This is a genomic window from Mucilaginibacter sp. Mucisp73, from assembly GCF_059491465.1.
This window is the reverse complement of sequence record NZ_CP168507.1, coordinates 1,059,470-1,084,533: the sequence shown is the minus strand read 5'-3', so window position 1 is coordinate 1,084,533 and position 25,064 is coordinate 1,059,470. Positions and strand designations below refer to the sequence as shown.

General features: G+C 42.0%; 23 protein-coding genes. 9 read left to right on the top strand and 14 right to left on the bottom strand.

All coding sequences use genetic code 11. The annotated features are described in order from the left end of the window. The first annotated feature begins 94 nt into the window (after window positions 1-94). Window positions 95-412 carry a hypothetical protein gene (locus tag ACEN82_RS04865; protein WP_413319608.1) on the top strand — a complete coding sequence of 106 codons (318 nt, stop codon included), beginning with the start codon at window positions 95-97 and terminating at the stop codon, window positions 410-412. Between the two features lie 175 nt (window positions 413-587). Continuing rightward, a complete protein-coding gene (locus ACEN82_RS04860) occupies window positions 588-731 on the top strand; it encodes a YjbQ family protein (RefSeq protein WP_354486364.1) in 144 nt (47 codons plus the stop codon). Between the two features lie 47 nt (window positions 732-778). On the opposite strand, the gene lysA is transcribed toward ACEN82_RS04860, so the two are convergent. From lysA to ACEN82_RS04845, 3 genes are all read right to left on the bottom strand, one after another. Then, window positions 779-1,948 (bottom strand): diaminopimelate decarboxylase, encoded by a 1,170-nt coding sequence (gene lysA / locus ACEN82_RS04855; RefSeq protein WP_413319606.1) that lies wholly within the window; start codon window positions 1,946-1,948, stop codon window positions 779-781. A gap of 125 nt (window positions 1,949-2,073) precedes the next feature. Next, a complete protein-coding gene (locus ACEN82_RS04850; protein ID WP_091170343.1) occupies window positions 2,074-3,384 on the bottom strand; it encodes an aspartate kinase in 1,311 nt (436 codons plus the stop codon). Window positions 3,385-3,628: 244 nt separating this feature from the next. Next, window positions 3,629-4,759, bottom strand: a complete 1,131-nt coding sequence (locus ACEN82_RS04845; RefSeq protein ID WP_413319604.1) for a glycosyltransferase family 2 protein — start codon at window positions 4,757-4,759, stop codon at window positions 3,629-3,631. Between the two features lie 85 nt (window positions 4,760-4,844). Here ACEN82_RS04845 and ACEN82_RS04840 point away from each other — a divergent pair, with 85 nt between their 5' ends. Together ACEN82_RS04840 and ACEN82_RS04835 are read left to right on the top strand one after the other, a co-directional pair. Next, window positions 4,845-5,828 carry a sugar phosphate isomerase/epimerase family protein gene (locus ACEN82_RS04840; protein WP_413319602.1) on the top strand — a complete coding sequence of 328 codons (984 nt, stop codon included), beginning with the start codon at window positions 4,845-4,847 and terminating at the stop codon, window positions 5,826-5,828. Window positions 5,829-6,012: 184 nt separating this feature from the next. Beyond that, the gene (locus ACEN82_RS04835; RefSeq protein ID WP_413319600.1) at window positions 6,013-6,450 is read left to right on the top strand and encodes a DoxX family protein; all 438 of its coding nucleotides are present in this window, start codon (window positions 6,013-6,015) and stop codon (window positions 6,448-6,450) included. Window positions 6,451-6,563: 113 nt separating this feature from the next. Here the strand turns inward: ACEN82_RS04835 and ACEN82_RS04830 are convergent, their stop codons facing one another. From ACEN82_RS04830 to ACEN82_RS04810, 5 genes are all read right to left on the bottom strand, one after another. After that, the gene (locus ACEN82_RS04830) at window positions 6,564-6,830 is read right to left on the bottom strand and encodes a UBP-type zinc finger domain-containing protein (protein WP_090533305.1); all 267 of its coding nucleotides are present in this window, start codon (window positions 6,828-6,830) and stop codon (window positions 6,564-6,566) included. Between the two features lie 23 nt (window positions 6,831-6,853). After that, a complete protein-coding gene (locus ACEN82_RS04825; RefSeq protein WP_413319598.1) occupies window positions 6,854-8,515 on the bottom strand; it encodes an FAD-dependent oxidoreductase in 1,662 nt (553 codons plus the stop codon). A gap of 53 nt (window positions 8,516-8,568) precedes the next feature. After that, a complete protein-coding gene (locus tag ACEN82_RS04820) occupies window positions 8,569-9,987 on the bottom strand; it encodes an ATP-binding protein (protein ID WP_413319596.1) in 1,419 nt (472 codons plus the stop codon). Window positions 9,988-10,275: 288 nt separating this feature from the next. Further along, window positions 10,276-11,019, bottom strand: coding sequence for a LytR/AlgR family response regulator transcription factor (locus tag ACEN82_RS04815; RefSeq protein WP_413319594.1), 744 nt, complete (start codon window positions 11,017-11,019; stop codon window positions 10,276-10,278). Beyond that, entirely contained in the window at window positions 11,016-12,086 is a 1,071-nt protein-coding gene (locus ACEN82_RS04810) for a sensor histidine kinase (protein WP_413319592.1), read from the bottom strand. Before ACEN82_RS04810 ends, ACEN82_RS04815 begins: the two co-directional genes overlap by 4 nt. A gap of 284 nt (window positions 12,087-12,370) precedes the next feature. Between ACEN82_RS04810 and ACEN82_RS04805 the strand changes: the two genes are divergently transcribed. Continuing rightward, the gene (locus tag ACEN82_RS04805; protein WP_495644080.1) at window positions 12,371-15,220 is read left to right on the top strand and encodes a TonB-dependent receptor; all 2,850 of its coding nucleotides are present in this window, start codon (window positions 12,371-12,373) and stop codon (window positions 15,218-15,220) included. Between the two features lie 284 nt (window positions 15,221-15,504). Here ACEN82_RS04805 and ACEN82_RS04800 read toward each other — a convergent pair whose 3' ends face one another. Then, a complete protein-coding gene (locus ACEN82_RS04800; protein WP_413322555.1) occupies window positions 15,505-16,773 on the bottom strand; it encodes an outer membrane beta-barrel protein in 1,269 nt (422 codons plus the stop codon). A 133-nt stretch (window positions 16,774-16,906) separates the two neighbouring features. Between ACEN82_RS04800 and ACEN82_RS04795 the strand changes: the two genes are divergently transcribed. From ACEN82_RS04795 to ACEN82_RS04780, 4 genes are all read left to right on the top strand, one after another. Further along, complete coding sequence (locus ACEN82_RS04795) at window positions 16,907-17,782, top strand: AraC family transcriptional regulator (protein ID WP_413322554.1); 876 nt, start codon at window positions 16,907-16,909, stop codon at window positions 17,780-17,782. Between the two features lie 216 nt (window positions 17,783-17,998). Further along, window positions 17,999-18,550 (top strand): RNA polymerase sigma factor, encoded by a 552-nt coding sequence (locus ACEN82_RS04790; protein WP_413322553.1) that lies wholly within the window; start codon window positions 17,999-18,001, stop codon window positions 18,548-18,550. After that, a complete protein-coding gene (locus ACEN82_RS04785) occupies window positions 18,531-18,803 on the top strand; it encodes a hypothetical protein (protein WP_413322552.1) in 273 nt (90 codons plus the stop codon). The genes ACEN82_RS04790 and ACEN82_RS04785 overlap by 20 nt, the downstream gene beginning before the upstream one ends. A 12-nt stretch (window positions 18,804-18,815) precedes the next feature. Continuing rightward, complete coding sequence (locus ACEN82_RS04780; RefSeq protein ID WP_413322551.1) at window positions 18,816-19,511, top strand: ATP-dependent Clp protease proteolytic subunit; 696 nt, start codon at window positions 18,816-18,818, stop codon at window positions 19,509-19,511. Window positions 19,512-19,566: 55 nt separating this feature from the next. Here ACEN82_RS04780 and ACEN82_RS04775 read toward each other — a convergent pair whose 3' ends face one another. The 5 genes from ACEN82_RS04775 to ACEN82_RS04755 all read right to left on the bottom strand — a co-directional run bounded on the left by ACEN82_RS04775 (window position 19,567) and on the right by ACEN82_RS04755 (window position 24,981). Continuing rightward, window positions 19,567-20,295: a creatininase family protein gene (locus tag ACEN82_RS04775; RefSeq protein WP_413322550.1), complete on the bottom strand. Its 729-nt coding sequence runs from the start codon at window positions 20,293-20,295 to the stop codon at window positions 19,567-19,569. Continuing rightward, window positions 20,231-20,440 carry a hypothetical protein gene (locus ACEN82_RS04770; protein ID WP_413322549.1) on the bottom strand — a complete coding sequence of 70 codons (210 nt, stop codon included), beginning with the start codon at window positions 20,438-20,440 and terminating at the stop codon, window positions 20,231-20,233. The genes ACEN82_RS04775 and ACEN82_RS04770 overlap by 65 nt, the downstream gene beginning before the upstream one ends. A 106-nt stretch (window positions 20,441-20,546) precedes the next feature. After that, the gene (locus ACEN82_RS04765) at window positions 20,547-22,415 is read right to left on the bottom strand and encodes a tetratricopeptide repeat-containing sensor histidine kinase (protein WP_413322548.1); all 1,869 of its coding nucleotides are present in this window, start codon (window positions 22,413-22,415) and stop codon (window positions 20,547-20,549) included. Between the two features lie 196 nt (window positions 22,416-22,611). Beyond that, the gene (locus ACEN82_RS04760) at window positions 22,612-23,313 is read right to left on the bottom strand and encodes an NUDIX hydrolase (protein WP_090533328.1); all 702 of its coding nucleotides are present in this window, start codon (window positions 23,311-23,313) and stop codon (window positions 22,612-22,614) included. 1,017 nt (window positions 23,314-24,330) lie between these two features. Continuing rightward, window positions 24,331-24,981: an HAD family hydrolase gene (locus ACEN82_RS04755; RefSeq protein WP_413322547.1), complete on the bottom strand. Its 651-nt coding sequence runs from the start codon at window positions 24,979-24,981 to the stop codon at window positions 24,331-24,333. Between the last annotated feature and the right edge of the window lie 83 nt (window positions 24,982-25,064).

Genomic DNA, 25,064 nt, shown 5'->3' with positions numbered 1-25,064 from the left:
TATTGCATTAAAAACAACAGCAATTAATTGAATATCAATATCATAAATACATGGCACTTAATTTGAGTTCTTAATAAAGATTACTGTATATATCATGAGACACGGCAAGCAACTGGAAAGGCGTACTTTCAACCAGGACCGTTTTGAAATACTTATTAAGCGGCAAAAAAACGGTATAGCCACCTTTAACGAGCTCACCGAATTGGATGAGATCGTAAACCGTGACCCTGAGATCCGTGAAATTGTTTTGGAAGAAATGCAGGATGCAGATACCCCAAATCCTCCGGACGATGATCAAATTCAAAGGGTTGAAAAACCGGTCAGGAAAAGTTTCATCGAAAAGATAAAGGCGTTCATTAATCGCCTGTTCTCAGTTGAAAGCGATGATCTGAATCCCGCCATCGCTGCGTAAGCAATGTAAACCTGTAAACAATTTTTTAATTGGCACACCATTCAAAACAAAACGGAACAATCTTTATAGATATGTTTGCAACACTGTTATGAAGCAAACTGTTTATGAAAATATTTCAGCAAATGCTTCAGCTTAGGGAGCGCAAAAAAGGCTCCCATCTTATGACAGCGAAGTAATGAATGCATTGCCTCAAATACAAGAGTTAAAAACCGGTATTTGCCAGGTATTTATTCAGCATACTTCGGCATCATTAACCATTAATGAAAATGCCGACCCAACCGTTATTTTATGCAGATTAAAATTATATGGCCGTTGTTGAAGCTGGTACCTATGTACAGCTAAGACTTGGCCACAGGTTCAGATAGCTTATTCAGAATAAACGCTGCCAACTCTGTCGCGCAGGTTATAGCCTGATGCCATCACCTCACCATAAGCGCCAGCGGTACGTACAGCTATCAAGTCGCCGCGGAATGACTCAGGCAGGCTCACATCCTTCTGAAAACAATCCGTGCTTTCACATATCGGCCCAACAACGTCATACTTTAAACTTTCGGACTTTCCGGCTTCCGAACTTTCCGACTTCCGGCTTAAATTCTCTATCTGGTGATAAGCCTGATAAAGCATCGGACGAATCAGCTCGGTCATGCCGGCGTCAAGGATCAGGAAGTTCTTTTTCTGCCCGTTTTTAACATACAATACACGCGATATAAGCGAAGCACTTTGGGCTACCAGTGCACGGCCAAGCTCAAAATGTACTTCTTGTCCCGGCTTAACATTCAGGAAGTTTTTAAACACCTGGAAGTAGGCTTCAAAATCAGCTATGTTGTTATCCGGGCTGTAATAATCAACCCCGAGGCCACCGCCGGTATTAAGCACTTTTATCGAGAAGCCACGATCTTCAAACCAATCCTGCATTTCATTAATGCGGGTACACAGGTTTTTGTAAACTTCAAGGTCGGTAATTTGTGAACCAATATGGAAGTGGATCCCTAAAAATTGCAGGTTATCACATTTGCGCAAAGCAGCAGCAACATCAGGTAATTGCCAGGTATTGATGCCGAACTTGTTTTCATCAAGTCCGGTGGTGATGAAATGGTGAGTATGTGCATCAACATTCGGGTTAATGCGGATAGCCACACCGGCTTTTTTGTTTTTTGCTTTAGCAAGGCCATCAATAATGAAAAGCTCCTGAATGGATTCGACATTGAAGCAGAAGATATCCGCATCAAGGGCCAGGTTTATTTCACGGTCTGATTTGCCTACACCTGCAAATACAACTTTGCTTTTATCAAAGCCATGATCAATGGCTGCCCGAACTTCATTACCGCTCACGCAATCGGCGCCAAAGCCATAGGTTTGTATGGTGTCAATGACTTTTGGGTTAAAGTTGGCCTTCATGGCATAATGCACATGGAAACCATGCTTTGCAGATGCATCGCGGCAGGCGCTTAGGGTGTTTTTAAGCACCTCGAGATCGTAGTAATAAAACGGGGTATCTAAGCCGTTGAATTTATCTATAGTTTTACTTGTGAACATGGGTAATATCTAAACTAAACCGGCCCCACCTAAATCCTCCCCGGTAGGGAGGACTTTTAATTAATGGCCCGAAAAATTATTAAAAAAAGAAAAGTCTCCCCTACCGGGGGAGATTTAAAGGGGGTTTAAAACAGCCTGTTATGTAAACTCCTTAAAGCCTCAACCTTATCCTCTGTTTTAACCAGTAACGACAGGTTGTGATCACTGCCACCGTATGATATCATCCTTAAAGGGATATGTTTAACAGCTTCAAGCACACGTGCGGCATACCCATGTTTTTCGGCCCCGAAATCACCTACCACACAAATAATGGTTTGGTTTACATCAATTTCCACCGAACCGTAAGCGTTTAATTCTTTGGTGATGTCGCCCAGGTAAGTGGTATCATCGATGGTAACAGAAACACCAACTTCTGATGTGGTGATCATATCGATAGATGTTTTATAACGTTCAAATACCTCGAATACCTTGCGTAAAAAGCCATGTGCCAAAAGCATCCTGCTCGATTGGATCTTGATAGCCGTGATGGCATCCTTAGCAGCTATAGATTTGATCTTGTCCTTTTCGCTGGTATTGGTGATCAGGGTACCCAGCGCTTTAGGATCCATTGTGTTTAATAAACGAACCGGGATCTTATATTTTTGAGCAGGGAACACGCTTTGCGGGTGCAGAATTTTGGCACCAAAATAGGCAAGCTCAGCAGCTTCATCAAACGATAGCTGAGCAATAGGCTGTGTGCCTTTTACAATCCGCGGGTCGTTATTGTGCATGCCGTCGATATCTGTCCAGATCTGTACCTCTTCGCTGCGGATGCCGGCACCAATCAATGAAGCGGTATAATCGCTGCCGCCGCGGCGCAGGTTATCTATCTCACCATAAGCATTGCGGCAAATATATCCCTGGGTAATAAACAAGTTTACTTCGGGGTGCTTATCAAGCAGCGGGAGCAGGTTTTCGGTAATATGATCAACAATGGGCTCATTATCCTCATCTATCTTCATAAAATCCAGGGCAGGCAGCAATACCGATGGGATACCTATCTCCTTTAAATAAACATGATAGAGGGTAGTTGAAAGCAGTTCGCCCTGTGCAACGATGATCTTATCTTCAATATGGGTGAAAAGATCATTGGCCAGGTTGCTGAGCAACGAAAAATGATAGTCGATAACCTCTTTGCCCTGGGCTAAAAATTCGGGTTTCGCAAACAATTCCTTAATAAAAATTTCGTACTTATCCTTTAGGATAGTAATAAGCTGCACTGCCTTCTTCTTATCGCCGGCGAGATATGCTTGTCCAATTTCTACGAGGCTGTTTGTTGTGCCTGACACTGCCGATAGCACCACTACCTGGCGCTCGGCCGGGTTAATGATATCAAGCAGCGCTTTCATCCGGGCGGGGCTACCTACTGATGTCCCACCAAATTTTAAAACTTTCATTTTTATGTTGCTGTTAACCGTATATGATCGGTGTTCCTGAACATCATTTTACTGATATTCAAGCACCAATATTTGAGGCGCTAAAAATAGTGTTTTAAAACGCTTTAATGTAATGTGATTGGAATTTAAATTTGACGGGCATATCGCTTCTGAGTTTTGAAATTCGTTGGGCTTTGATTGAGAAATGACATCTCCGTTCCGTCATTCGGTATAAGATGTCGGGATCGTAATAAACCCAATTTTATCACTTTCCCCTCAACATATCAAGCGAGTAAAAACTCTCGCGCCAGTAAATGCCGCCCTGTACAACTGTTATTATTGATGCTTTTAAAAAATGCCAGGCCAGAAATAGCCCCGAAAAGGGTATCATGAATGCATACCACCACTTATTTGGTGGCACTATCATCATATAAATAATATGGGATACCAGCATAATAGCAGCCATGATGCGGATACCTGCAGTGCCGAAAATAAACATCAACGGCATGGGCAGAGCTACTGTTAATAACATATTCAGCACGTTAATAATGGCTTGCACAAGATTATAGTTGGCAACAGCAAATGAGTTTTTCTGCACACCGCGCCCAAGCTCACCAAGATTTTTATACCATTCCAGGCAAACGTAACCCTTACCGGCTAAAACATCCTGCCGTAAACCTTCTTTTTTTATCAATTGACCAAGTTGAAGATCATCATCCGGGCGCAGTTTTATGCGTACATGCGTGCCAATTTTTTCATAAGCTGTACGTCTGACCAAATTGAAAGCCCCTATGCCCGACGATGCTTTTGATTTCGGGTTTTTGGCCTCCCATGGTTTCATGGCAATCATGAGCATAATACTTAATGTGGCAAATACACTGTTTAAAATTGACGACCGGGAGATCAACTCAGGTAACATGGTTAAATGATCAACCTCGTGTTTAACTGCATAACCGACAGCCTGGTTAATAGCATCAGGATGAAAAACGATATCAGCATCGGCAAAAAGCATCCATTCTTCAGTACTGCTAAGGTAACCCTGGTAAAGTGCGTTGTTTTTACCAAGCCATCCGTCGGGCAAAGTGTCTATCGTAGTCACCTGAAGTTTTGGATAGCGTAAGCTAAAATCTTTCAGGATGTCGGCGGTACGGTCGGTTGAGCGGTCGTTCACTGCAATAAGGCGATGCTTAGGATAATTGATATGGCAAACGCTTTGCAAGGCTTTTTCAAGGTCTTCCTCCTCGTTTCGCACAGCTATAATGATGGCAAGGGGTGGGGGATTGTCCATCACAGGTTGTCGGCTTACCTGTTTAATTTGTTTAAAGCCGATAAGCAGATAAAAGTTAAGCGCTAAGGTGGATACAAACAGTATCACGCTGTACCAGAATAATATCATGATAAATAGGTTTGGATAAAGGTGGGTAAAATCAGGAAACAATCACAACAAAAAGTGGCATATTGCATCACCAATTTTAACATCTATGGAAAACATCAGTCGCAAAAAATTTATTGCTTCGGCCGCGATAGCTGTTGCCGGCTTGCCTTTGGGTTTAAGTGCTTTGGCTAAGCCTTCATCTTTAGATTCCGGCGCTGCTGTTGGCAATCTCTCTCCGGGTGAAAAAATAAAAGTGAGTATATTTTCTAAACATATGCATTGGCTTAATTATGCCGATATGGCCGCTTTGGCGGCACAGCTTGGTTCTGACGGAATCGATCTTACCGTAAGGCCCGATGGCCATGTACTGCCCGAACGTGTTGCCGATGACCTGCCTAAAGCGGTTGAAGCTATTGAAAAAGCCGGGCTCAAGGTTTATACCATAGTAACCAATATTAAAACTGCTGATGAAAAATACACCGAAGCGATCCTGAAAACGGCATCAGCATTGGGCATTAAATATTATCGTACCGCCTGGTTTGATTATGATAAGGCTACCAGTGTACCTGCCAATATCAGGGCTATCAATAAGCAACTGGCCGGTCTTGCAGGGCTCAACAAAAAGTATGACATACACGGCGGCTATCAAAACCACTCCGGCGACTTGTTTGGAGCATCACAATGGGATTTATGGCTGAGCCTTGAAGGGCTTGATCCTAATAACATCGGTTGTCAGTACGATGTAAGACATGCCACAACCGAAGGTGCCGATACCTGGCCTGTTACACTTGATCTGTTAAAGGCTTATTCCAAAACAATCAATGTAAAAGATTTTTACTGGGAGAAAAGGGGCGACAAATGGCAGGTGAAAAGTGTGCCATTAGGCGAGGGGATGGTTGATTTTAAGAAATACTTTGGCCTGCTGAAACAGTATAATATCAATGGCCCCATGAGCCTGCACTGCGAATATCCCTTAGGCGGGGCAGAGGATGGTAAACGTGAGCTGTCTATTAGTAAAGATGAGTTTTCGACCGCTTTAAAAAAAGATTTGACCAGATTGCGGGGTTGGCTGGCAGAGTATGATCTGTAAGTGCCGGTCAACGCGATTACAGGTTTAAGTATCCGTGCTTGAGTCTGCGAATTTTTTTCCTCTCCTTAAAACTTGTTTTATAACAAACTTGTTACTAAATTTAGTAGAAGCATTTCGGTCGCTTGATCTCCCTGATCGCCCCTGGGTTGCTGATAACCAATTATTAAACTAAAAGGAGGGCTTTATGAATCTGGTTCATAAAATTGAACACTGGGGCGACACTCATCACCCTAAAGTTTTGGATATTGTGCGTATTGTTCTTGGCGTATTTTTGTTAGTGAAAGGCATAACTTTTATGGAAAATACATCATACCTGCGAGGTATTATTACCGATCAGGATGTTATTAATGTATCGCCAGATATGCTGATGATCCTGGTATACTATGTATCATTTGCCCACATGGTTGGTGGTATACTCATAGCCATGGGTATATTAACCCGTTTGGGCTGCATTATTCAGATCCCTATATTGGTGGGCGCAGTATTTTTAACAGGGATTTTCCAGGAACCTATCAATACCATGTTATGGCCATCAATTACAGCTCTGGCTCTGCTTATACTATTTACCATTTTAGGCTCCGGTCCATGGTCATTGGATAAAGCACTGTCGTTTAAGGGATAATGGAGAGATAAGAAATCAAGAGCCAGGAAAGGAATTTCTTTTAACTAACACCAAAACTGTAAAACTCCCAATTTGGGACTTAAAACTTCGAACTCAAGACTTCCGACTTCCAATTAATATCCTTTAACGGCTTCATCTACATAACACCATAGCCAGCGCTCACCTGGTTCGGCAGATATAACTACGGGATGGCCTGTAGCGTGGAAATGCTTAGTCATATGCGTATTGGGTGAACTATCGCAGCAAAGCGTAACGCCGCAGGTTTGGCAGGTACGCAGGTGCAGCCATGAACCGTGATGCTTTATGCATTCCTCACAAACGTAGCCTTTGGGCTCGGTTATGCTTTCAACAGCTTCGATGTGGGCACAGGTTTCTTCCATAGGTGTATGTAGTGATTAATAATTTAAACTTCGGCAAGATATTTATGTACAAAACTTATAGCCATTGAGCCTTCGCCTACGGCAGATGCCACGCGGTTCATAGCCCCGGCACGCACATCGCCGGCCGCAAATATACCCGGGCAACTGGTTTCTAACAGGAACGGATCGCGTTTAAGCTTCCAAACTTTTCCAAAGCTTTCATAGCTGCGCAACTCACGGCCGGTTTCAATAAAGTCTTTACTGTTTTTAATAATATCCAGCTTTATCCAGTCGGTATAAGGTTTAGCGCCAATAAATATATACAATGCGTTAGCCGTTTTAACCTCAGATTCTTTGGTTTTACAGTTTTGTACCGTAAGCTTTTCAAGGCAGTTGGTACCTTCGGCCTCAATTACCTCGGTATTTGGCATAACCTTTATATTGGGCGTATCGGCAATCTGGTTGATCAGGTAGGCAGACATGGTTGCCGTCAAATCATCCCTGCGGATAATAATATGCACGTTTTTTGCAAATTTGGAAAGGTACATAGCTGCCTGTCCGGCCGAGTTACCTCCGCCAATTACAAACACCTCTTTACCTGTACATGCCGAAGCTTCGGTAGTCGCGGCGCCATAATAAATACCTGCCCCGGTAAAGTTATCAACGCCTTTAACTTCCAGCTTGCGGTAATCAACCCCGGTGGTAATTACTACTGTACGGCTGATGATCTCGGGCCCGTCATCCAAAATAATGGTTTTGTAGCCATCTTTTTGTTTGATATCGCTTACAGATTGGGGTGATAAAAATTCGGCGCCTAAACGCATAGCCTGACTTATGGCGCGACGGGTAAGATCGGCGCCGCTTAAACCTGCCGGGAAACCCAGATAATTTTCAATACGGGAGCTGGTACCGGCCTGTCCGCCCGGTGCTTTACGCTCAATCAATAAAGTTTTTAAGCCTTCTGATGAACCATATACGGCAGCAGCCAACCCTGCAGGGCCGGCACCAATGATCACCACGTCATAAACATCAGTGAGCTGGGTTGGATTTTTACCCATTTTATCGGCAATATCCCTTATGGTTGGTTTTGTTAAACAACTGCCATCCTCAAATATAACCATCGGCAAATCATCGGTTGTGCGGTTATTGATGGTAAGCAAACTGGCCGAATCGATATTTTTTTCGATATCAAACCAGCGATAAGGGATCAGGTTACCGGCTAAAAAATCTTTTATAACGTGCGATTGAGGCGAAAACTGGTAACCTACCAGCTTCATACCCACAAATTCGGGGATGTAGTGGCTGTGCCAGTCGCCAAGCAGGTCATTAATTACCGGGTAAAGCTTTTCCTCGGGAGGATTCCATGGCTTCATCAGGTAATAATCAAGCTGCACATCGTTGATGGCTTTAATGGCGGCATCAGTATCGGAGTAGGCGGTCAGTAGTACACGTTTAGCTTCGGGGAATACTTTTTTCGCTTTCTCCAGAAATTTAACGCCTTCCATTTCGGGCATGCGCTGATCGCACAAAAATAAGGCGACCACCTCCGAACTGTTTTTCAGTTCAATAAGGGTATCATATGCCTCATTTGCCGATGTTGTGCTTAGTATTTTATATTCTTTGCCATACTGCGACTTTAAATCGCGGCTTATTGACCGCAGTACCTGCGGATCATCATCTATGGAAAATATTATCGGACGGCTCATAGGGTAAATATGCAGGCAAATTAACTAATATTTTTGGTAAAATCAGTTTTTTGCTAACCATTTATCGGGAAGCAAACTATAAACTCGGTATGCCCGGGTCTTGATTTTACCTTTATTGAACCGCGGTGCTGCTTCACAATACGCTGCACCACTTCAAGGCCCATACCGGTACCTTTGCCCATTTCTTTTGTGGTAAAGAACGGATCGTAGATCTGGCTGATATTATCTTCGGGGATGCCGGGCCCATCATCAATGATTCTTACTTCAACAAAGTCGTTATCTTTTTTTGTGCGGATGGTAAGTGTGCCTCTCTCATTTATTTCCATGGCATCAAGGGCATTATCAACCAGGTTGGTCCAAACCTGGTTAAGTTCGCCGATAAGCGCTTTCACTTCGGGCAGGGTTTCATCAAACTCTTCAATTACGGTAATATTTTCCTTCCTGATCTTGTAACCCAACATGGTAATCGTGTTACGGATCCCTACGTGGATATCGGCATACTGCTTATCCTGCGCGCGGTCCATATGGGTAAACGTTTTAACGGAACTTACCAATTCGGCAATACGCCGTGCAGACTCCTGGATATCTTCAATCATCTTTTCGCCCATAAGCTTGGCACTAAGCCAGCCCATAATGATGGGTACCGCATGTTCAGGAATGTGCGATTTTAGTGCCTCCAGATTTTCGGTCGTAAAGCTAAAGTCAACAAAACTTTCGGCTATATCATAGGCATCCTCAACACCGTTATCTTCCAGCCATTCTGATATTTCGTCTTCAAGCTGGGTACGCTGTTTTAGTGTAAGGCGGGTATAGCATTCCTTTTTATTCAGAATCCTGAACAACTCGTCGGTCAAACCATCAACCTGCTCATCACTCGCCCTTATGGCAAACATATTTTTCAGATGGGCAGGCACCATACGCAGGTGCTTTCTTAATGATAACGAGTCGCGTACAATGGCCGATGCCGGGTTATTAAGCTCATGAGCCAAACCAGCCGATAATTTACCCAAGGCCATCATTTTATCATTTTGCTGTTGCATGGCAGTAAAATCACGTACGCGGGTAGTCATGATATGAACCAGCGCCTGGGTAAGCTCAAAGTGGTTCCGGATCATCTCCATGATCTCGCCCGTAGGATAGCTCAATACCGTTAGTTCACCAACAGCCTGGGCATAACCTTTGGCTATGAGTCCGCGGGAATAGGGCATATAACCGGTGATACTTCCTTTTTCAACCAGGGTATAATCACGGCGCGAGCCCTGCTGCATCATAAAGAAGCGCATATTGCCTTCGATGATAAAATGCGGGCCTGTAAGGTCCTGCCCCGGCTCCATCAGGTATTCACCATCTTCAAATGTTAAGATCTCGCTTTTATCAATCAGCCACTGCAGCTGATCATCGGGTATATTGGCTAAAGCTTCAAAAGCTTTCAAGTCTGATACGCTTACCTGTAGTTCACTTACCTTTTGCATAATTTAAAAGTAGGGAATATTATTTAATGATGTAAAAATGAGGTGAAAAATTGCAATAGGGTGAACCTGTGCAGAATGGATTTTGTTTGTCTGTACCAGGATTTTGTCTGAACCGGGGGTTAGGGGATTATTGGATTCCCTGGATTCGTGTCCTCACGAATCGCTTTATTAACATTGAAAGTTGATGGCTTTGAAGGCGATCGTGGAGGCACGATCGCAGGGGCAGAGTATCGAATGGCTCAGTTAATCTTCAGGCAGCATTCAAAAATCCAGTAATCAGATCCCGGGTCAATTCCACTTGCTCAAAAATACCCCGAAGGCTTCTTTATACTGATCCCCAACGGTAATGTTCACTTTACCTATCTGCAAGGCATTGCGGGTAATGGAATTGATTTTATTGAGCGATACAATGAATGAACGATGTACACGCATAAAACGTTTGGATGGCAGTTTTTCTTCCAAAGCTTTTAAACTGGTGAGGGAAAGCAATGGTTTTTCTTTATCCTGAAGATAGATTTTTACATAATCTTTCAGTCCTTCAATATATAAGATCTCGTTAAGGGCTATACGTACCAGTTGGTATTCGATCTTTAAAAACAAGTACTCCTCTTCTTCAGCGTGTTCGGCGGCGGCAGTTGCAGGATTATTTGAGCGATTCACCAATTCAAAATAAGTTAGGGCTTTATTTGAAGCATGCAGAAACTCTTCGTAGTTAAAAGGCTTGAGCAGGTAATCGAGAGCATCAACCCGGTAGCCTTCAATAGCAAACTGGTTGTAGGCGGTGGTAAAAATAATGCGGGGTTTAGTTGCTCCGCGGCTGTCAAGCACCCGGGCCAGCTCCATGCCATTGAGGTTAGGCATTTGGATGTCCAAAAAAATAAGATCAACCTTTTGATCCTGCAAGCCAACAAGCGCCTCTACGGCACTGCTATAACGGCCAATCAGTTTCAGGAAGGGGGTTTGCTCGATAAAAGCACAAACCAGGCCCAGCGCAAGCGGCTCATCATCAATCGCTATGCAGTTAATTATCATGACAGGTTAAGGGTTAAGTGAACGGTATAGATATTGGCGGTTACATCCTCAGTAATATCCAGTTTATATTTTCCTGTATAGAGCAAATCAAGCCGGCGAATGGTATTGGTTAAACCGATACCTTTATTTTCGCCAATGCTTGGGTTATGATCTTTATAGATACCATTCTCTACCTTTAACTCCAGCAGGCTATCATGTTGATCGATAATGATGCGGATAGCACTCGGCTCTGTAGCGCTGATACCGTGTTTAAAGGCGTTTTCTACAAAAGGTAAAAAAATCATTGGGGCCACGGTTACATCATCGGTATGTGCAGGCGGAGTAAAAATAACGGTTACTTTTTCGGTAAGGCGCAGTTCCATAAGGCTGATGTAGTCTTTGATAAAAGCTATCTCCTGGCTTAATAATGCGGTGCCATGCTGCGTATCATATAACACATACCGCATCATGCGCGAAAGCTGGTGCAATGCCTTGCGCGATGTTTCGGCATTAACATGAGTAAGAGCATAAATGTTATTAAGCGTATTGAAAAAGAAATGAGGGTTGATCTGGGCTTTCAGGAATGATAATTCTGAGCTGATCTTATCCTGTTCCAGCGCCTGGCGCAGGCGGATATCCATCTGCCATTTTTGGATTGCGGTAATGCTGGTGCTAATCCCTAACACCAACGCCACTATAACGGTACCAAAAATATCCCAGCCCCCGCGGTCTTTTGGTTTTGGCGGGCGGTGCTGCCGGTGAAAAACCGCTTCCATGTGCTCATGCATATGCAGCGCTTTATCGGCCCAACTGTTAAGCAATAAAAAAACTATTACTACGCCTACAACGGCCATAAAGTACATGCCGGTGCGGTCATGCAACAAAAATCGCGGAACAAGTAATTTGCTGTTAAAATAATATGCTGCAACGAGTATAAAAAAGGTAACCGCTTGTTTGATCCAAAACTGGTACGGAAATTCAACATTCCAGGTAAGCGGCTGGTAAAAGAACAGTAGCAGTCCAAACACCACCCATATTAAGATATGAATGAGGACGGTAATGGTATTGCTTTTTGATTTAAGGCTCATTGAAGGGATTTACAACACGGTGCACTACAAATAAATTTACAGATATAATTCGGCAATATTACAAATCAATAAGACTATAAGACAATTATAATCGCCCGGGAGGCAAAAATCACCGATGAGCGCTTTGATCTGATCTTTAAAGACTTCTATCAACCTTTCGTAGGGTAACAGTCCGCGTTTATAGGCAAAAAGCTGTATCCCGTCTATACATAAACAACGCCCGTCTATTCCGTTTTTTACACTAAAATTATTGCTATTGTTTTGGGACTGTTAATCAGCATAAAATGAAAATCCTATACTCCTTAGCAGTAATTATTGTCTTAGCGTTTACTACACCGTTTAACGCAAAAGCCGAAACCGGTCGTACGGTTAAAGGTGTCGTAAAAGACTCTACCGGTTACCTGGTTGCAGGTACCACTGTAAAAATGCTTACCGGAACCGATAGTACCACCGTTATTACCGGCACCGACGGTACTTTTACCTTTAACAATGTAACAGTAAGCCAGTTTAGCTTAGTTTTTAGCTCGATAGGCTATCAACCGCTCAGGCGCAGGTTTGTACTGGCTAATGATAACAAGCCGGTTAATTTACCTCCGGTTATTCTGAAAATAGAAACAACCATGCTTAATACTGTTGTTATTGCGGATGTGAACCCGGTAAAATTGAAGGAGGATACCATTGAATTTAACGCCGATGCTTACAAGGTGCGCGATAATGCCCCTGTTGAAGATGTAATTAAAAAGCTGCCGGGCATGGATGTTGATAAAGACGGCAATATCACCGCTCAGGGCAAAAGCGTGACTAAAGTGCGTGTTAACGGCAAGGATTTTTTTGGAGGCGATGTTAAAACAGCCACTAAAAACCTACCTGCCGATATCGTACAAAATATCCAGATCATTGATGACTATGGCGATCAGGCAAATCTCACAGGTGTAAAAACCGGCGAACCGGATAAGGTACTGAACATTACCATTAAGCAAAATAAAAACTATGGTTACTTTGGTCAGGCCAGCTTAGGAGGGGGCCGTGATGCCATTCCCGGTGTCTCAAGCGATAAGGAGAGCAACAGGTATGTGGCTTCGGCCAATGTGTTTAGCTTTAACGGCAACAGGCAGCTTGCCTTTTTAGGTAACCTTAACAATACCAATACCAATCTGTTTAGCTTTGGGGGTGGTGGTCCAAGAGGCGGCGGACCGGGTGGGCCTCCGGGAGGTAATAGTAATTCATCAAACGGGATCACTACCGCACGTTCATTCGGGTTCAATTATCGCGATAGCTGGGGTAAGAAGATTACCGCTTATGGTAGTTACAGCTTTGCCGATAATTCGGTGAACACCATCAGCAGTACCATTCAAAATAATCTTTCATCAACCAACCCGAGCACCAATACACAAACCAATAACCAGCAGGACGAAAAGCTTAACCACCGGGTAAACTTCAACATTGAGTACAAGCCAGATACGGTAAATTATGTAAAAATTACCCCAACGTATGCTTACGCAAGTATCAATACTACATCTGATGCAACCAGCTTGCTGCTCCGGAATTCGGAAACGGTATCAAACTACAGCCTCGCCAACCTTAGTAAATCAACGGAGCCCAACTATGGCGTTAATGTATTATTTAATCATAGGTTTAACAGTCACGGACGCAACTTTAGCGTAAATGTTGGAACAGGCAGCTATACCATTAACAAATATCAAAACCCGGTTTACACCTATATTGACGGAGTCCGGAATGCGCCTTTAAACCAGTTTATTAATACCGATAGCCGTACCGATAGCGTGGGGACTACAGTATCATATATGGAGCCTGTGAGTAAAAAAGGTTACCTGGAACTTAACTATGCATATCATTATGCTTACACCACTGCCGACAGGGCAACCGATACCCTGGCTGATGACGGAAATATAAACCGGTACGGCTTACTGAGCAATAACTACAATTCTACCTTTGTTACCAACCGGTTTGGGCTTAACTACCGTTTTATCGACAAGAAATATAACTATACCCTGGGTGTGGTAGCACAGCCTACGCTATTAAAAGGATCGTCGATAGTTGATGGCATACCATTTACTACTAATAACAATACGTTCAATTGGGCGCCTACTGCAAGGTTCATTTATAACTTTTCGCGCAGTCAGTCACTTAGCTTAAACTATAATGGTAGCAGCAACCAGCCTACTTATACCGAGTTGCAGCCGGTTACCGATTTTAGTAACGCATCATACCCGGTACAAGGTAACCCCGATCTGAAACCGGAGTTCAACAACACGCTGTCGTTAAAATACAATAAATTCAATTTTGAAAGCGGTAATGTGTTTTTCAGCAACCTGTCGTTCATCAAAACGGATAATAAGATAGTAGCCAATACCATTACCTATCCCAGAAATTATACGCCTAACAGTAAGCTTGCGGGAAGCATCTTAACTCAATATTTAAATGCCGATGGCTATTATTCGGCACAGGGATTTTACGTGTTTGCCAAGCCATGGCAAAAAAGAAAATATAATTTGTTCATGATTGGTAACATTTCATACAATAACAACGTCTCATATATAAGTAATGTCGACTCTGCTACCTATAACATGACAACCGAAAAGAATATAGCCAAAAACCTGGTATTATCTCAAGGCGCACGCTTTAGGGTAAGCATCACCGACGTTATTGATGCCGAAGCAAGCACTACCTATAGCGTTAATACCTCAAGCAACTCCATCAAACAGGCAAACGTTAACAGCAATTTCCAAACCCTTAACCTTGGCCTTAACGGCAAAAGCTATTTTAAAGACTGGACGCTGAGCTATGATTATTCAAAAATGATTTATTACGGCTATACCGGTGCTACCAATCCTAATATTTTGAATACTTACGTGGAGCGCCGCTTTTTAAAAGGCAATGCCGGTACCCTGCGTTTTTCGGTAATGGATGTGTTTAATGAAAACACCGGTTATACAACCACTCAAAACGGCAGCTACATCACTCAAACCAACAGTAACCGTTTGGGTCGTTACTACCTGTTAACCTTTACACTTAAGTTGCAAAAATTTGCCGGCAAAAGACCAACGATGGAACGTGGCGGACCAGGTGGTCCACCTCCTGGCGGCGGCCCCGGCGGACCGCCACCGTTTTAATGAACGGCAAGGTTCAAAATATTAAAAACCTTCCCATCCCTGAGAAAGATGGAGAGTTCAGATCAAAAACATGATGATCTGAGATTTAGTTGATGTTATCATCAAATAACTGCAGGGCGTTCCGAGGTGAGATACGGAACGCCCCTTTTTTATTAATTATACGTTAATGCATCGCTCGGGGTTTTATGATATTTAAGATTTCAATTAAATATTGCTTATTTTCTTTACGCTCTTATTAATATTATGAATTATTAACGGCAATTAAATAGTTAATACATCATCTTTTAATTAATTAAAAAATGATAATTTATTCCCGCCTTAAAGCTGCTCTGTTTAATTGAATAATTTCCCGATGTTTTATCGCCGCTATTTATCGTTGCAGGAATTGCATAAGAAGCATTGATCTCAAATGCTTTGTTGATGATTAAACCGGTTCTTATCGGAAATCCCAGCCAATTTTTATCGAACGATAACAAGTTATTATTTGAGGCCGATGTGCTTGTCGAACTGATTACCTGAGTGTATTTGGCAAAACTTACAGTTATGCCTATACCTCCATAAAATTTTACTGCATTATTGTTGTATAAGTAATAAATAAATTGCGGATATGCAGTTATATTACGCTGATCAAAATGATATTTTATTTTGGGCTTATCAGGTTGACCATAATAAAGATCGGCCATTGTTTCGTTAGAGCTTGTCCAATACATCAGTTCAGCTCTGAACACGGCCCGGCCAATTTTGGCATTTGTGTAAAAGTTAACGCCTGCCGAAAATGTTGGGCCATACGTTGTTTTACTGTCGGTAGCATTTCGAAACGGTAATTCGCCCCCGAATTTAAATTTACTGCCAGATACGCCTGCGCCAATAAAGAAATCAAAGGATGATAGTGTTTCGTAGTGCGTATTGTCTACAGGCATGTCGTTTATCATTTGTGATATTTTCCTTAAAACAGGAGTTTTATAGCTGGCCTGTTCAATTTCTTGTTTTAACTCTGCCGATGAAGGGTTATATTTTGTGCCCAGATCATATAACTGGGGTATAAATTCATTTTCGATGTGGGTAACAGGCCCCATGTCGGGAATAAAATATTGTTTAAATAACAACTCAAAGGTTGTGCCGGCCTTATTGTCGGCTATAAAATACCGCATTTTAATTGCATCGTTATAGGAATAAAGAGAAACGTTAGGCCCTTTTTGCTGCAGTTTCAAGAATATAATATCCTGCTTTTTACTTGAATCGCGGCCGCGCGACAATTTTGAAATATTTGTTTCATCAGTACTAACAAAACCACTGTAACGCTGATACGCTACCGTGTTGATGATTTCAAAATAGATGATATCATTGGGCGTAAAGTTTTTTACTTCGGCCTCGTTTAACGTGGTTTTGAAATTGATAACTGTCGGGTTGGCATCCCACTCTTTTTCGTTAATAAACCCCCGGATGGTTTGGCCGTTAATAGTAATAACATAGCCGGGCTTGTAGTGGGTTTGAGCCTTTGAAAAAAATGAAAATAAGATTAATAGTGAAATTAAAATACACTTAGGTTTCATTGCAAATTGGTTCGGGTTTAATTGGTAGTTGAAGATAATGTTAAAAAAAGAACAAATTATACACTTTTCTAAAAAATAAGCTTTTTTTACATTTTTTAATTACATTTAGCCATTTATTTGTAAATAAAACTGAATGAAGCCGCTTTTACTTAAAGTTTCTGCCGATCCTGCGCATTCCTTTAGCGTAAGGCATGATGTATTACCGGATATCAATAACCGCTGGCATTGCCACCCCGAACTGGAGCTGATTTATTTCATCAAAGGTGGCGGAACGCAGTTTATAGGCGATAGCATTAAACAGTTTGAAGACGGCGATATGGTACTGGTTGGATCAAACCTGCCTCATTACTGGCGCTTTGACGACATGTACTTTAATAATGGCAACGAACAGGTGCCGGTTGATACGATCGTGGTACATTTTTGCGAAAACTTTTGGGGAGATCAGTTTCTTCAGCTCCCGGAAAATAAGCTAATAAAAGTACTGCTTGAACGTTCAAAACGTGGCTTGCAAATAACAGGTGAAATAAAAAAGCAGGTGGCCTCTATTTTAGCCACTATGCTCAATACCGATGGAGCCGAAAGGATCATCATGCTGCTTAAAGCATTGAATACCATAGCAGGCAGTTCACCGCTTAACTATCTAACTTCAATTGGCTTCAAATACGATCATAACGAATCGGAAAGCGAAAGGCTCAATAACATTTATGAGTACTCGGTACGTAACTTCCGCAAAAAGATCTACCTGGAAGAAATTGCCGATATCGCCGGCGTGAGCGCGAACTCGTTTTGCAGGTACTTTAAATCAAAAACCCGTAAAACCTACTCGCAGTTTGTAATCGAGATAAAAGTGGGTTACGCCTGCAAACTCCTGATTGAAAACAAGCTCAACATCAAGCAGCTTTGTTACGACAGCGGCTTTAATAACTTTTCTACTTTTCATAAACACTTCAAGCAGGTAACGGGTAAAAGTCCGCTGATGTATCAGAAGGAGTTTACGAAAAAGGCATAATTTTTCGCCATCCCTCAATAGTACTTTATTGTATTGAAATGACCTGGAATGTGTTGGTCTTAAAAGGGCAGCTTATGATAAAGCAACAGCCATCCCTTCAGTTTTTTTTCTATATAACGATGAAAATAATTCCATTACCCTTTTGCCGGGAATAATTTTCTAAATTCACGGTGATATATCTCTCGTTTTGCGCACTTACTATTAAACGCACTGATCATGACACATGAGATAGTTTTTGATAAACCGGCCGCCCGAAGGGAAAAACTCATTACGAAGCTTTACCAAAGCGCTTTCCCAACAGTGGCTAAATATGTAAGCAAAATGGGCGGCTCTTTTGATGATGCGAAAGATATTTTTCAGGATGCCCTTGTTATTTATTATGAAAAGACGTTAAACGGTGATCTGTCACCGCATAACGCTGAAAAGGCTTACCTGCTGGGTATTGCCAAACATCTTTGGTTCAAAAAGTTTAAGGGTGACCGCCATAACCTGCCGCTTGATAATTGCGCCGAAGATTTTGATGTTACAGATGAAACTGAAGATCAGCCATCGGCAGTTAAACTAATAAGATACCTGGAAACGGCCGGCAAAAAATGCATGGAGTTGCTAAGCGCTTTTTATTATCATAGACTGCCCATGAAGGAGCTTGCGGATTTGTTTGGCTACGCGGGCGAACGATCAGCTACTGTGCAGAAGTATAAATGCATTGAAAAAGTAAGGGAAAAGGTTAAAGAACAATCACTGGCTTATGAGGACTTCATTGAATGAGATCAAAGAAATTGATGACCATGTGCTTGGCCAAGCTGCACCTGACGAGGCGCTATTGTTCGAGGCCAAACTGATCATCAACCCTGGCCTTAAGTATAAGGTGATGTGGCATAAACAAACTCTGGCCCTCGTGCAGCAATATGGCCGTAACAGCCTTAAGGCCGAAATTGAAACCGTACATCAAAAGCTATTCAGCTTGCCTGAGCATGCGGGTTTCAGGCAAAAGGTCATGCGTTTGTTCGGTAAACGCTAAACATCAAATTTTATGAATATCAATCAAAACGAGTTCCGCAAATATGCGGTGGGGCATCGCCGTGTCCAAAGTTTACATGTCGACAGGTTTATTTCGCAGGTAAATAACAGCCAATTAAGGATGGGTATGACGCCCTATATTATGGAAGAGCGACAGGTCAATATCTCGCAAATGGATGTTTTTTCGAGGCTGATGATGGATAGGATTATTTTCCTGGGCACTGCGATAGATGAGCAGGTGGCTAATATCATCCAGGCGCAATTGCTGTTCCTGCAATCGGCCGATGCCAAAAAGGATATCCAGATCTATATCAATTCACCGGGCGGTTCTGTGTATGCCGGACTGGGGATTTATGATACTATGCAGTTTATATCGCCCGATGTGGCTACTATCTGTACCGGTATGGCTGCCTCAATGGCTTCGACATTACTTTGCGCCGGTGCCAATGGCAAACGGGCTGCGTTGCCGCATTCACGGGTGATGCTGCACCAGCCATCAGGCGGAGCGCAGGGGCAGGAATCGGATATCGAAATTGCTGCCCGGCAGATCTCTAAAATGAAGCGAGAACTGTATGAGATCACAGCCAAACACAGCGGGCAAAGCTACGACAGGGTTTATGAAGTATCCGACAGAGATTACTGGATGATAGCTAAAGAAGCTAAAGCTTTTGGGATGATAGACGAGGTTTTGGGAGCTAAGGAGGACTGATTAGCATATTGAAGACTTACGAAGTTTAATTACTTCGTAAGTCTGGTTATTTAGATCACTTATTCAACGCATCTACCTTATCAAAAAACTCATTTTGCAATTTGATGGTACTGGTATCGGCCTTAATTGCTTTGAGCGCTTGTACAAAGCTGGCTATTTCATGCTCTGCTATAAATTTGCCAAATTCGGGTGTAGCTTTAGCACCTTCACCGGCATAGTGGTTAGGGTAAGCGGCATACCACCATATAGGTGTATAAATATTGGCCAGGTTTAAACGGTGCTGATTATCGCCCGATTGCGATGCCGCTCTATCCATCTTCATCAGATCTGGGCGATAGTAAAGCATCGACGCGGTTTCACTTTCGCCGGCATGCTGATCACCTTCAATAGCTGATTTATGCATTTTGCGGTATTGATCTGTGTATTCCTTATCTGCACCATGCGGGTTATAAAAATATACTGCATAGTTGTGACGTTTGTTGAGCAGAGATTGCATAAAGAACTGGATAAACTCGGGGTTGCCGCCATGGCCGTTCAGTATTACTATTTTATCAAACCCGTTTCGCGCAATTTCATCACAGGTAGCTTCCAGTAAATCCCAGATCACTTTGCTTGGCAGCGCAAACGTTCCGGGCTGATGACGTGCCTCATTGATCTGCCCATAAAAATAATCGGGAAATACAACAGCATATTCCGACTTAACAGCGTGGGCCGCCCACTCACGTACGTGGATCAGGTCGGTGCCTAAAAGGGGAATGGGGGCCGTGTTTTTCCAGGATCCCAATGGGCAGGATGCAGGTTTTCGACGATTTTTCGAGCGCAGCGGGAAAATCTGAGGCAACAAGCTCGTCCCAGCGGGCAGGTATTTGCTGGGCAAAGGAATAAGCAGAAAGCAGTAGCGCTGCAAACAGTAATAAGTAAGTTTTCATAAATTATAGGTTTAATAACAGGTTATAGCAAACTGTATTTGAACTGAAATTTACGAACTTAAAATGTTGTTTTTCAACAGGTAATTTAAAAATTACAATGAAGAGGTTAATGAATATTGGGCAATGAGTAGCAGAAAATAGCCCCTTTTTCCTTGTTGTTTTCAACCCAGATCCGGCCATTCATTTTTTCGGTAAAATCTTTGCAGATCATGAGCGCTACGCCCGCGCCTTTTTCCTTTTCGTTACTGTACTGCATGTTGGCTTTAAAATTAAAGAGCAACTTCAGCTTATCGGGTGAAATACCTTTTCCTTCGTCCTGTACACAAACAGTTATATCGTTGTTATCGCTTGACGCACCTATAGTAATGGTTGAATTATCTGGCGAAAACTTAATGGCGTTATGTATAAAATTGCGATGGATAAACTGTACCAGCTCCTTGTCGGCATGAATAACAATGGCCGGGTCCACTGTGATTACGAACTTAAGTCCACGGTCTTTCCCCATTAAGTAAAATGGTTGTATAGCCTCATCAATAAGATCCTTTAATGGCAATGGAACAGCTTTGTAATTAAAGCCCGACAATTGCTGTTTGATCCATTGCAAGATATTTTCAAAAATCTCCAACGAAATATTTGAAGAATGCTCCATTGTATCTACCAATTCCATCAACTCTTCCCGTGTAAAAGTATCGGCGTCTTTAAGTACCGTTGCCAGTGTTTTGAGTGCACCTATTGGCTGCCTGAAATCATGCGCAAGAATAGATACCAGCCGGTTGTTGAATTCATGATCTATTTGCAGCTTTTCGTTTCGTAGCTGTACGGTGTGATTAAGTTCTTCCAATGTTTGGCCATGCTTTTTCTTCAGGTTGTACAGTCGGTAAGTAAATATTACGGTAATGGCGGTTATCACAAATAAAACACCAAGTACAATCGCAAGCACCTGCCTGTTTTGGCTCCGGATGGTTATAGCTTCCAGTTCCTGGTCTTTCAGGGCATAATCAATATAATCAAAACCTGTTGTATTAGTGTACTTCTCCTCGTCGTCATATAGTTTCAGCAATTTTGAACTGTAGCGCTGTACTTCGGGCAGATTATTTTGAGCAATATAAATATCATATAATTTTTTCCCGAAGACTTTTTCATAATAGTGATAGCCGCTTTTTTCGGCGATAAAAAGTCCCTGTTTGTAGTATTCAATAGCTTTGGGAACATTATTTTCGAAGTACAAGTCGCCAAGGTTCATGACTATATCAAGGCTCAGGTAATAAAGCTCCATGGCCAAACCATTATCTACTGCTTTTTGTAAAAGCGCCACACCTTGTTCACGCTTGTTGCTTTGAAGGTATAGCAATCCCTGTACCTGGTCTGCTTCAACGAGCATACGTTTATCTTTATACCTTGTGCCAATTTCGCGTGCTTTATCAAGGTAAACTTCAACCGAATCTTTGGGGATTTGCTCGGGGTATAGGAGCAGGTAATTGCACAGCACCAACGCCATGATAGAGTCGCGCTGCAGGGTTTTACCAATGTTTAATGCCCGCTTAAAAAAGTTTATCGCTTTTTTATCTTCCTTGTTCTCGTTAAACACAAGGCCAATGTTCATTAACCCCTGTACAACGTTTGAGGTATCATTTAATTCTTTGTAAAGGTTATAAGCCTCGTTATAATAGCGCAGTGAAAGCTGTAGATTGCCTTTAAGATCATAAACAATGCCTATAACATTTAGTGCATCGGCCTTCCCAGCCTTATAGCCAAGCCGTTCAGCTATAGTTCTTGCCTTTTTAGCATAATTGAAAGCACTGTCGATATTTTGCTCATACATAAGCATCCCCAGCCTGTTAAGCGTATTTACATATTGTATGCTGTCATGCGTTAAGGGCAAGTCTTTTTTTAGTTTATTAACCTCCCTGAATTGGCCGAAACATTCAGATACAGCAAGCAACAGTAATACTAAAAAGCTTACGTTTTTTTTCATTAATTAATATTTGCAAAACGGACTAACGGTTCATGATATAGCCTAAAGCTATTATACGGATAAAAAGTGGTATGGTTGAAGAATGTTAAATAAAATAGGCTCAGGTACAGTTAGTTTTGACTGTTATTCAAAAATATTAAACCTTCTGCAGGTAATACAGGCATAAAGGTGAAATAAAAAAACGATTCAGAAAATGTTATAACGAATCGGGATTAGGAATAAAGTTCATAAATGCCTGGAACTTGGCATAATAGTTTTGCATATTTAACTGGTAATAATAAGCACCGCGTTTTGAGCCTGCTTTATCCTTATCGGCCAGTTTAATGAGTAAACCGGTTGCCAGCACTCTTTTACTAAAATTACGTTTATCAATAGTGGTATTAAACACGCTTTCGTAAAGAGTTTGCAATTGCGGGATAGTAAACTTGGTGGGCAAAAGCTCAAACAGGATAGGGTGCATAGCTGCTTTGTAGCGGATGCGTTTGCGAGCCTGCTCAACCATTTCCTGCTGGTCAAATATCAATTTAGGGGCGCGTTTAAGCTGAAACCATTCGGCATGGTAATCATCACTGATCTGGGCTTCATATTTATGGATGTCAACCAGTGCAAAGTATGCTACAGATACTGTACGCTCAATAGGGTCACGCTGGGGTTGCCCAAAAGTATATAATTGTTCAAGGTACACGCCCTCCAAACCGGTTAATTGCTTTAAAATGCGGTTGGCACTTTGATCAAGACTTTCATCTGGCTGAACAAAGCCGCCCATCAGGCTCCAGTTTCCCTTTTCGGGTTGAAAGCCTCTTTTTATCAATAGGATCTTTAAAACTTCGCCATCAAAGCCAAAAATGATACAATCAACAGCTAATAATAACCTTGTTTGCTTGGAGTACTTGAGCATTTATAAACAGTAATAATTTTATGGTAAAAACAAATATAGAATAACATTCGATATAAGCTTGCAAATTTGCTGTGTTATACCTGTTAAAAACGCATTAATTTACAATTGTTAGTCAAATGTGTAAATTAATTGTGCTTTTTACAATAATAATAGACACTTATTCACTATTTATTCGCCCCATGCCGATGTGGTTACGATGCTCGCACAAATAAATTCCCTCGCCGCTTCAAAATCGATAAAGCGAAAATCGATATGTCCGCTACTCACAAAAAAGTTCCCGACAACCTCCCTCCTGCCGTTCCAAAGAACTTATTTTTAAAGTAGTTGGGATCTTGCGGCTCCAATTCGCTGTTATGATAATTACCTAATGTACCAAAGCACCGCAAGCCGGGTTGAAATGATCAAATGTATGTGCGCGGCTAAAATTAAGCTGTGCACTAACCAACTCGTCTGAGTAATTAGGGCTTTCATCAACTACTAGCGCCCCGAAATATAATTTGTCGATTTGACAGCATCGGCAGATACCGGTTTAGGCAGATAAGCAATATCGCTATAGTGCATGGCCGGCGCATAAATATGATCACTGCATGCACATACTGTGCAGGAGCAAAAGCAGGCTGAATTTAAGTTTCATCGTAAAAGGTCCGGGTCAGGTTTATAAACAGACACTCAACAATTATACGCTAAAACAAGTAATAAAATAACAAACCCTGCTGTTTATTCAGGTTAAACGCATCTAAATGGGGTTAACATGAGTTAACACTTTTCAAATAACACACATACAAACAACTCACAATCAATTACTTGTATTTCAACAGGGTTAACACTAAACTGAATTTTCTGAGCAATTAAGCACATCCGAATGTTTATAGTTGTTATTGGCAAAAGCCGGTGACGATGAGACCTGGGTTATTTAACCGGCACCAAGGGCACTTATATCATAACCTTATTTCGTTAGCTATATTAACAACAAGCCATCATCACTAAATATTAAAATGCGTTTGCCCTGGCTATTTATTATACCAGGCTACCAACAAAATCATCCGTAAAATCATCGGCAAAATGAATTACGTTTTGCAATTCGGAAAACTCATCTATTTGATGGGTGGTAGTAAGTACAACAGCTTTCATACCTGCATTAGCGGCAGCTTCAGCACCTTTAGGTACATCCTCAAACACAATGCAATCTGTGGGCAATGTATTCAGCAATTCGGCAGCTTTTAAAAATGTTTCTGGATGGGGTTTACTTAGTACTACGTCATCGGCGCTTACTATTGCTTTAAAATAATGCCTGATGTTAAGGTTATCCAGTACAAAATCAATGTTAAAAGGAATAGCGGCTGAACCGATAGCCATAGGGATACCGTTTTGATAAGCTTTTTCCAAAAACTCATGCAAGCCGGGCAATAGTGCCAGGTGGGGTAAAAACTCATCCTGGTAGCGCTGTTCTTTAAGGTACGAAAGCCTGTTCATTTCCTCGGTAGTAAAGCGGTTAGGGCCAAACATACGTACCAGTACTTCCTGATTTTTGCCGTACATCTGTGGTTTTACTTCATCCCAGGTAAAGCTGCCGCCAAGGTCGGTATTTAAAAGATATTGCCATGCTTTGGTATGATAAGGCATGTCATTGATCATAGTGCCGTTGAGGTCGAATATAAAGGCCTTCATGTATTAATTTTCAATTTATGAGATAAACCGAGCGCGGTTTTCTGGCAAACTTAAACCTTTAAAAAACTAAAAGTTGAATTATG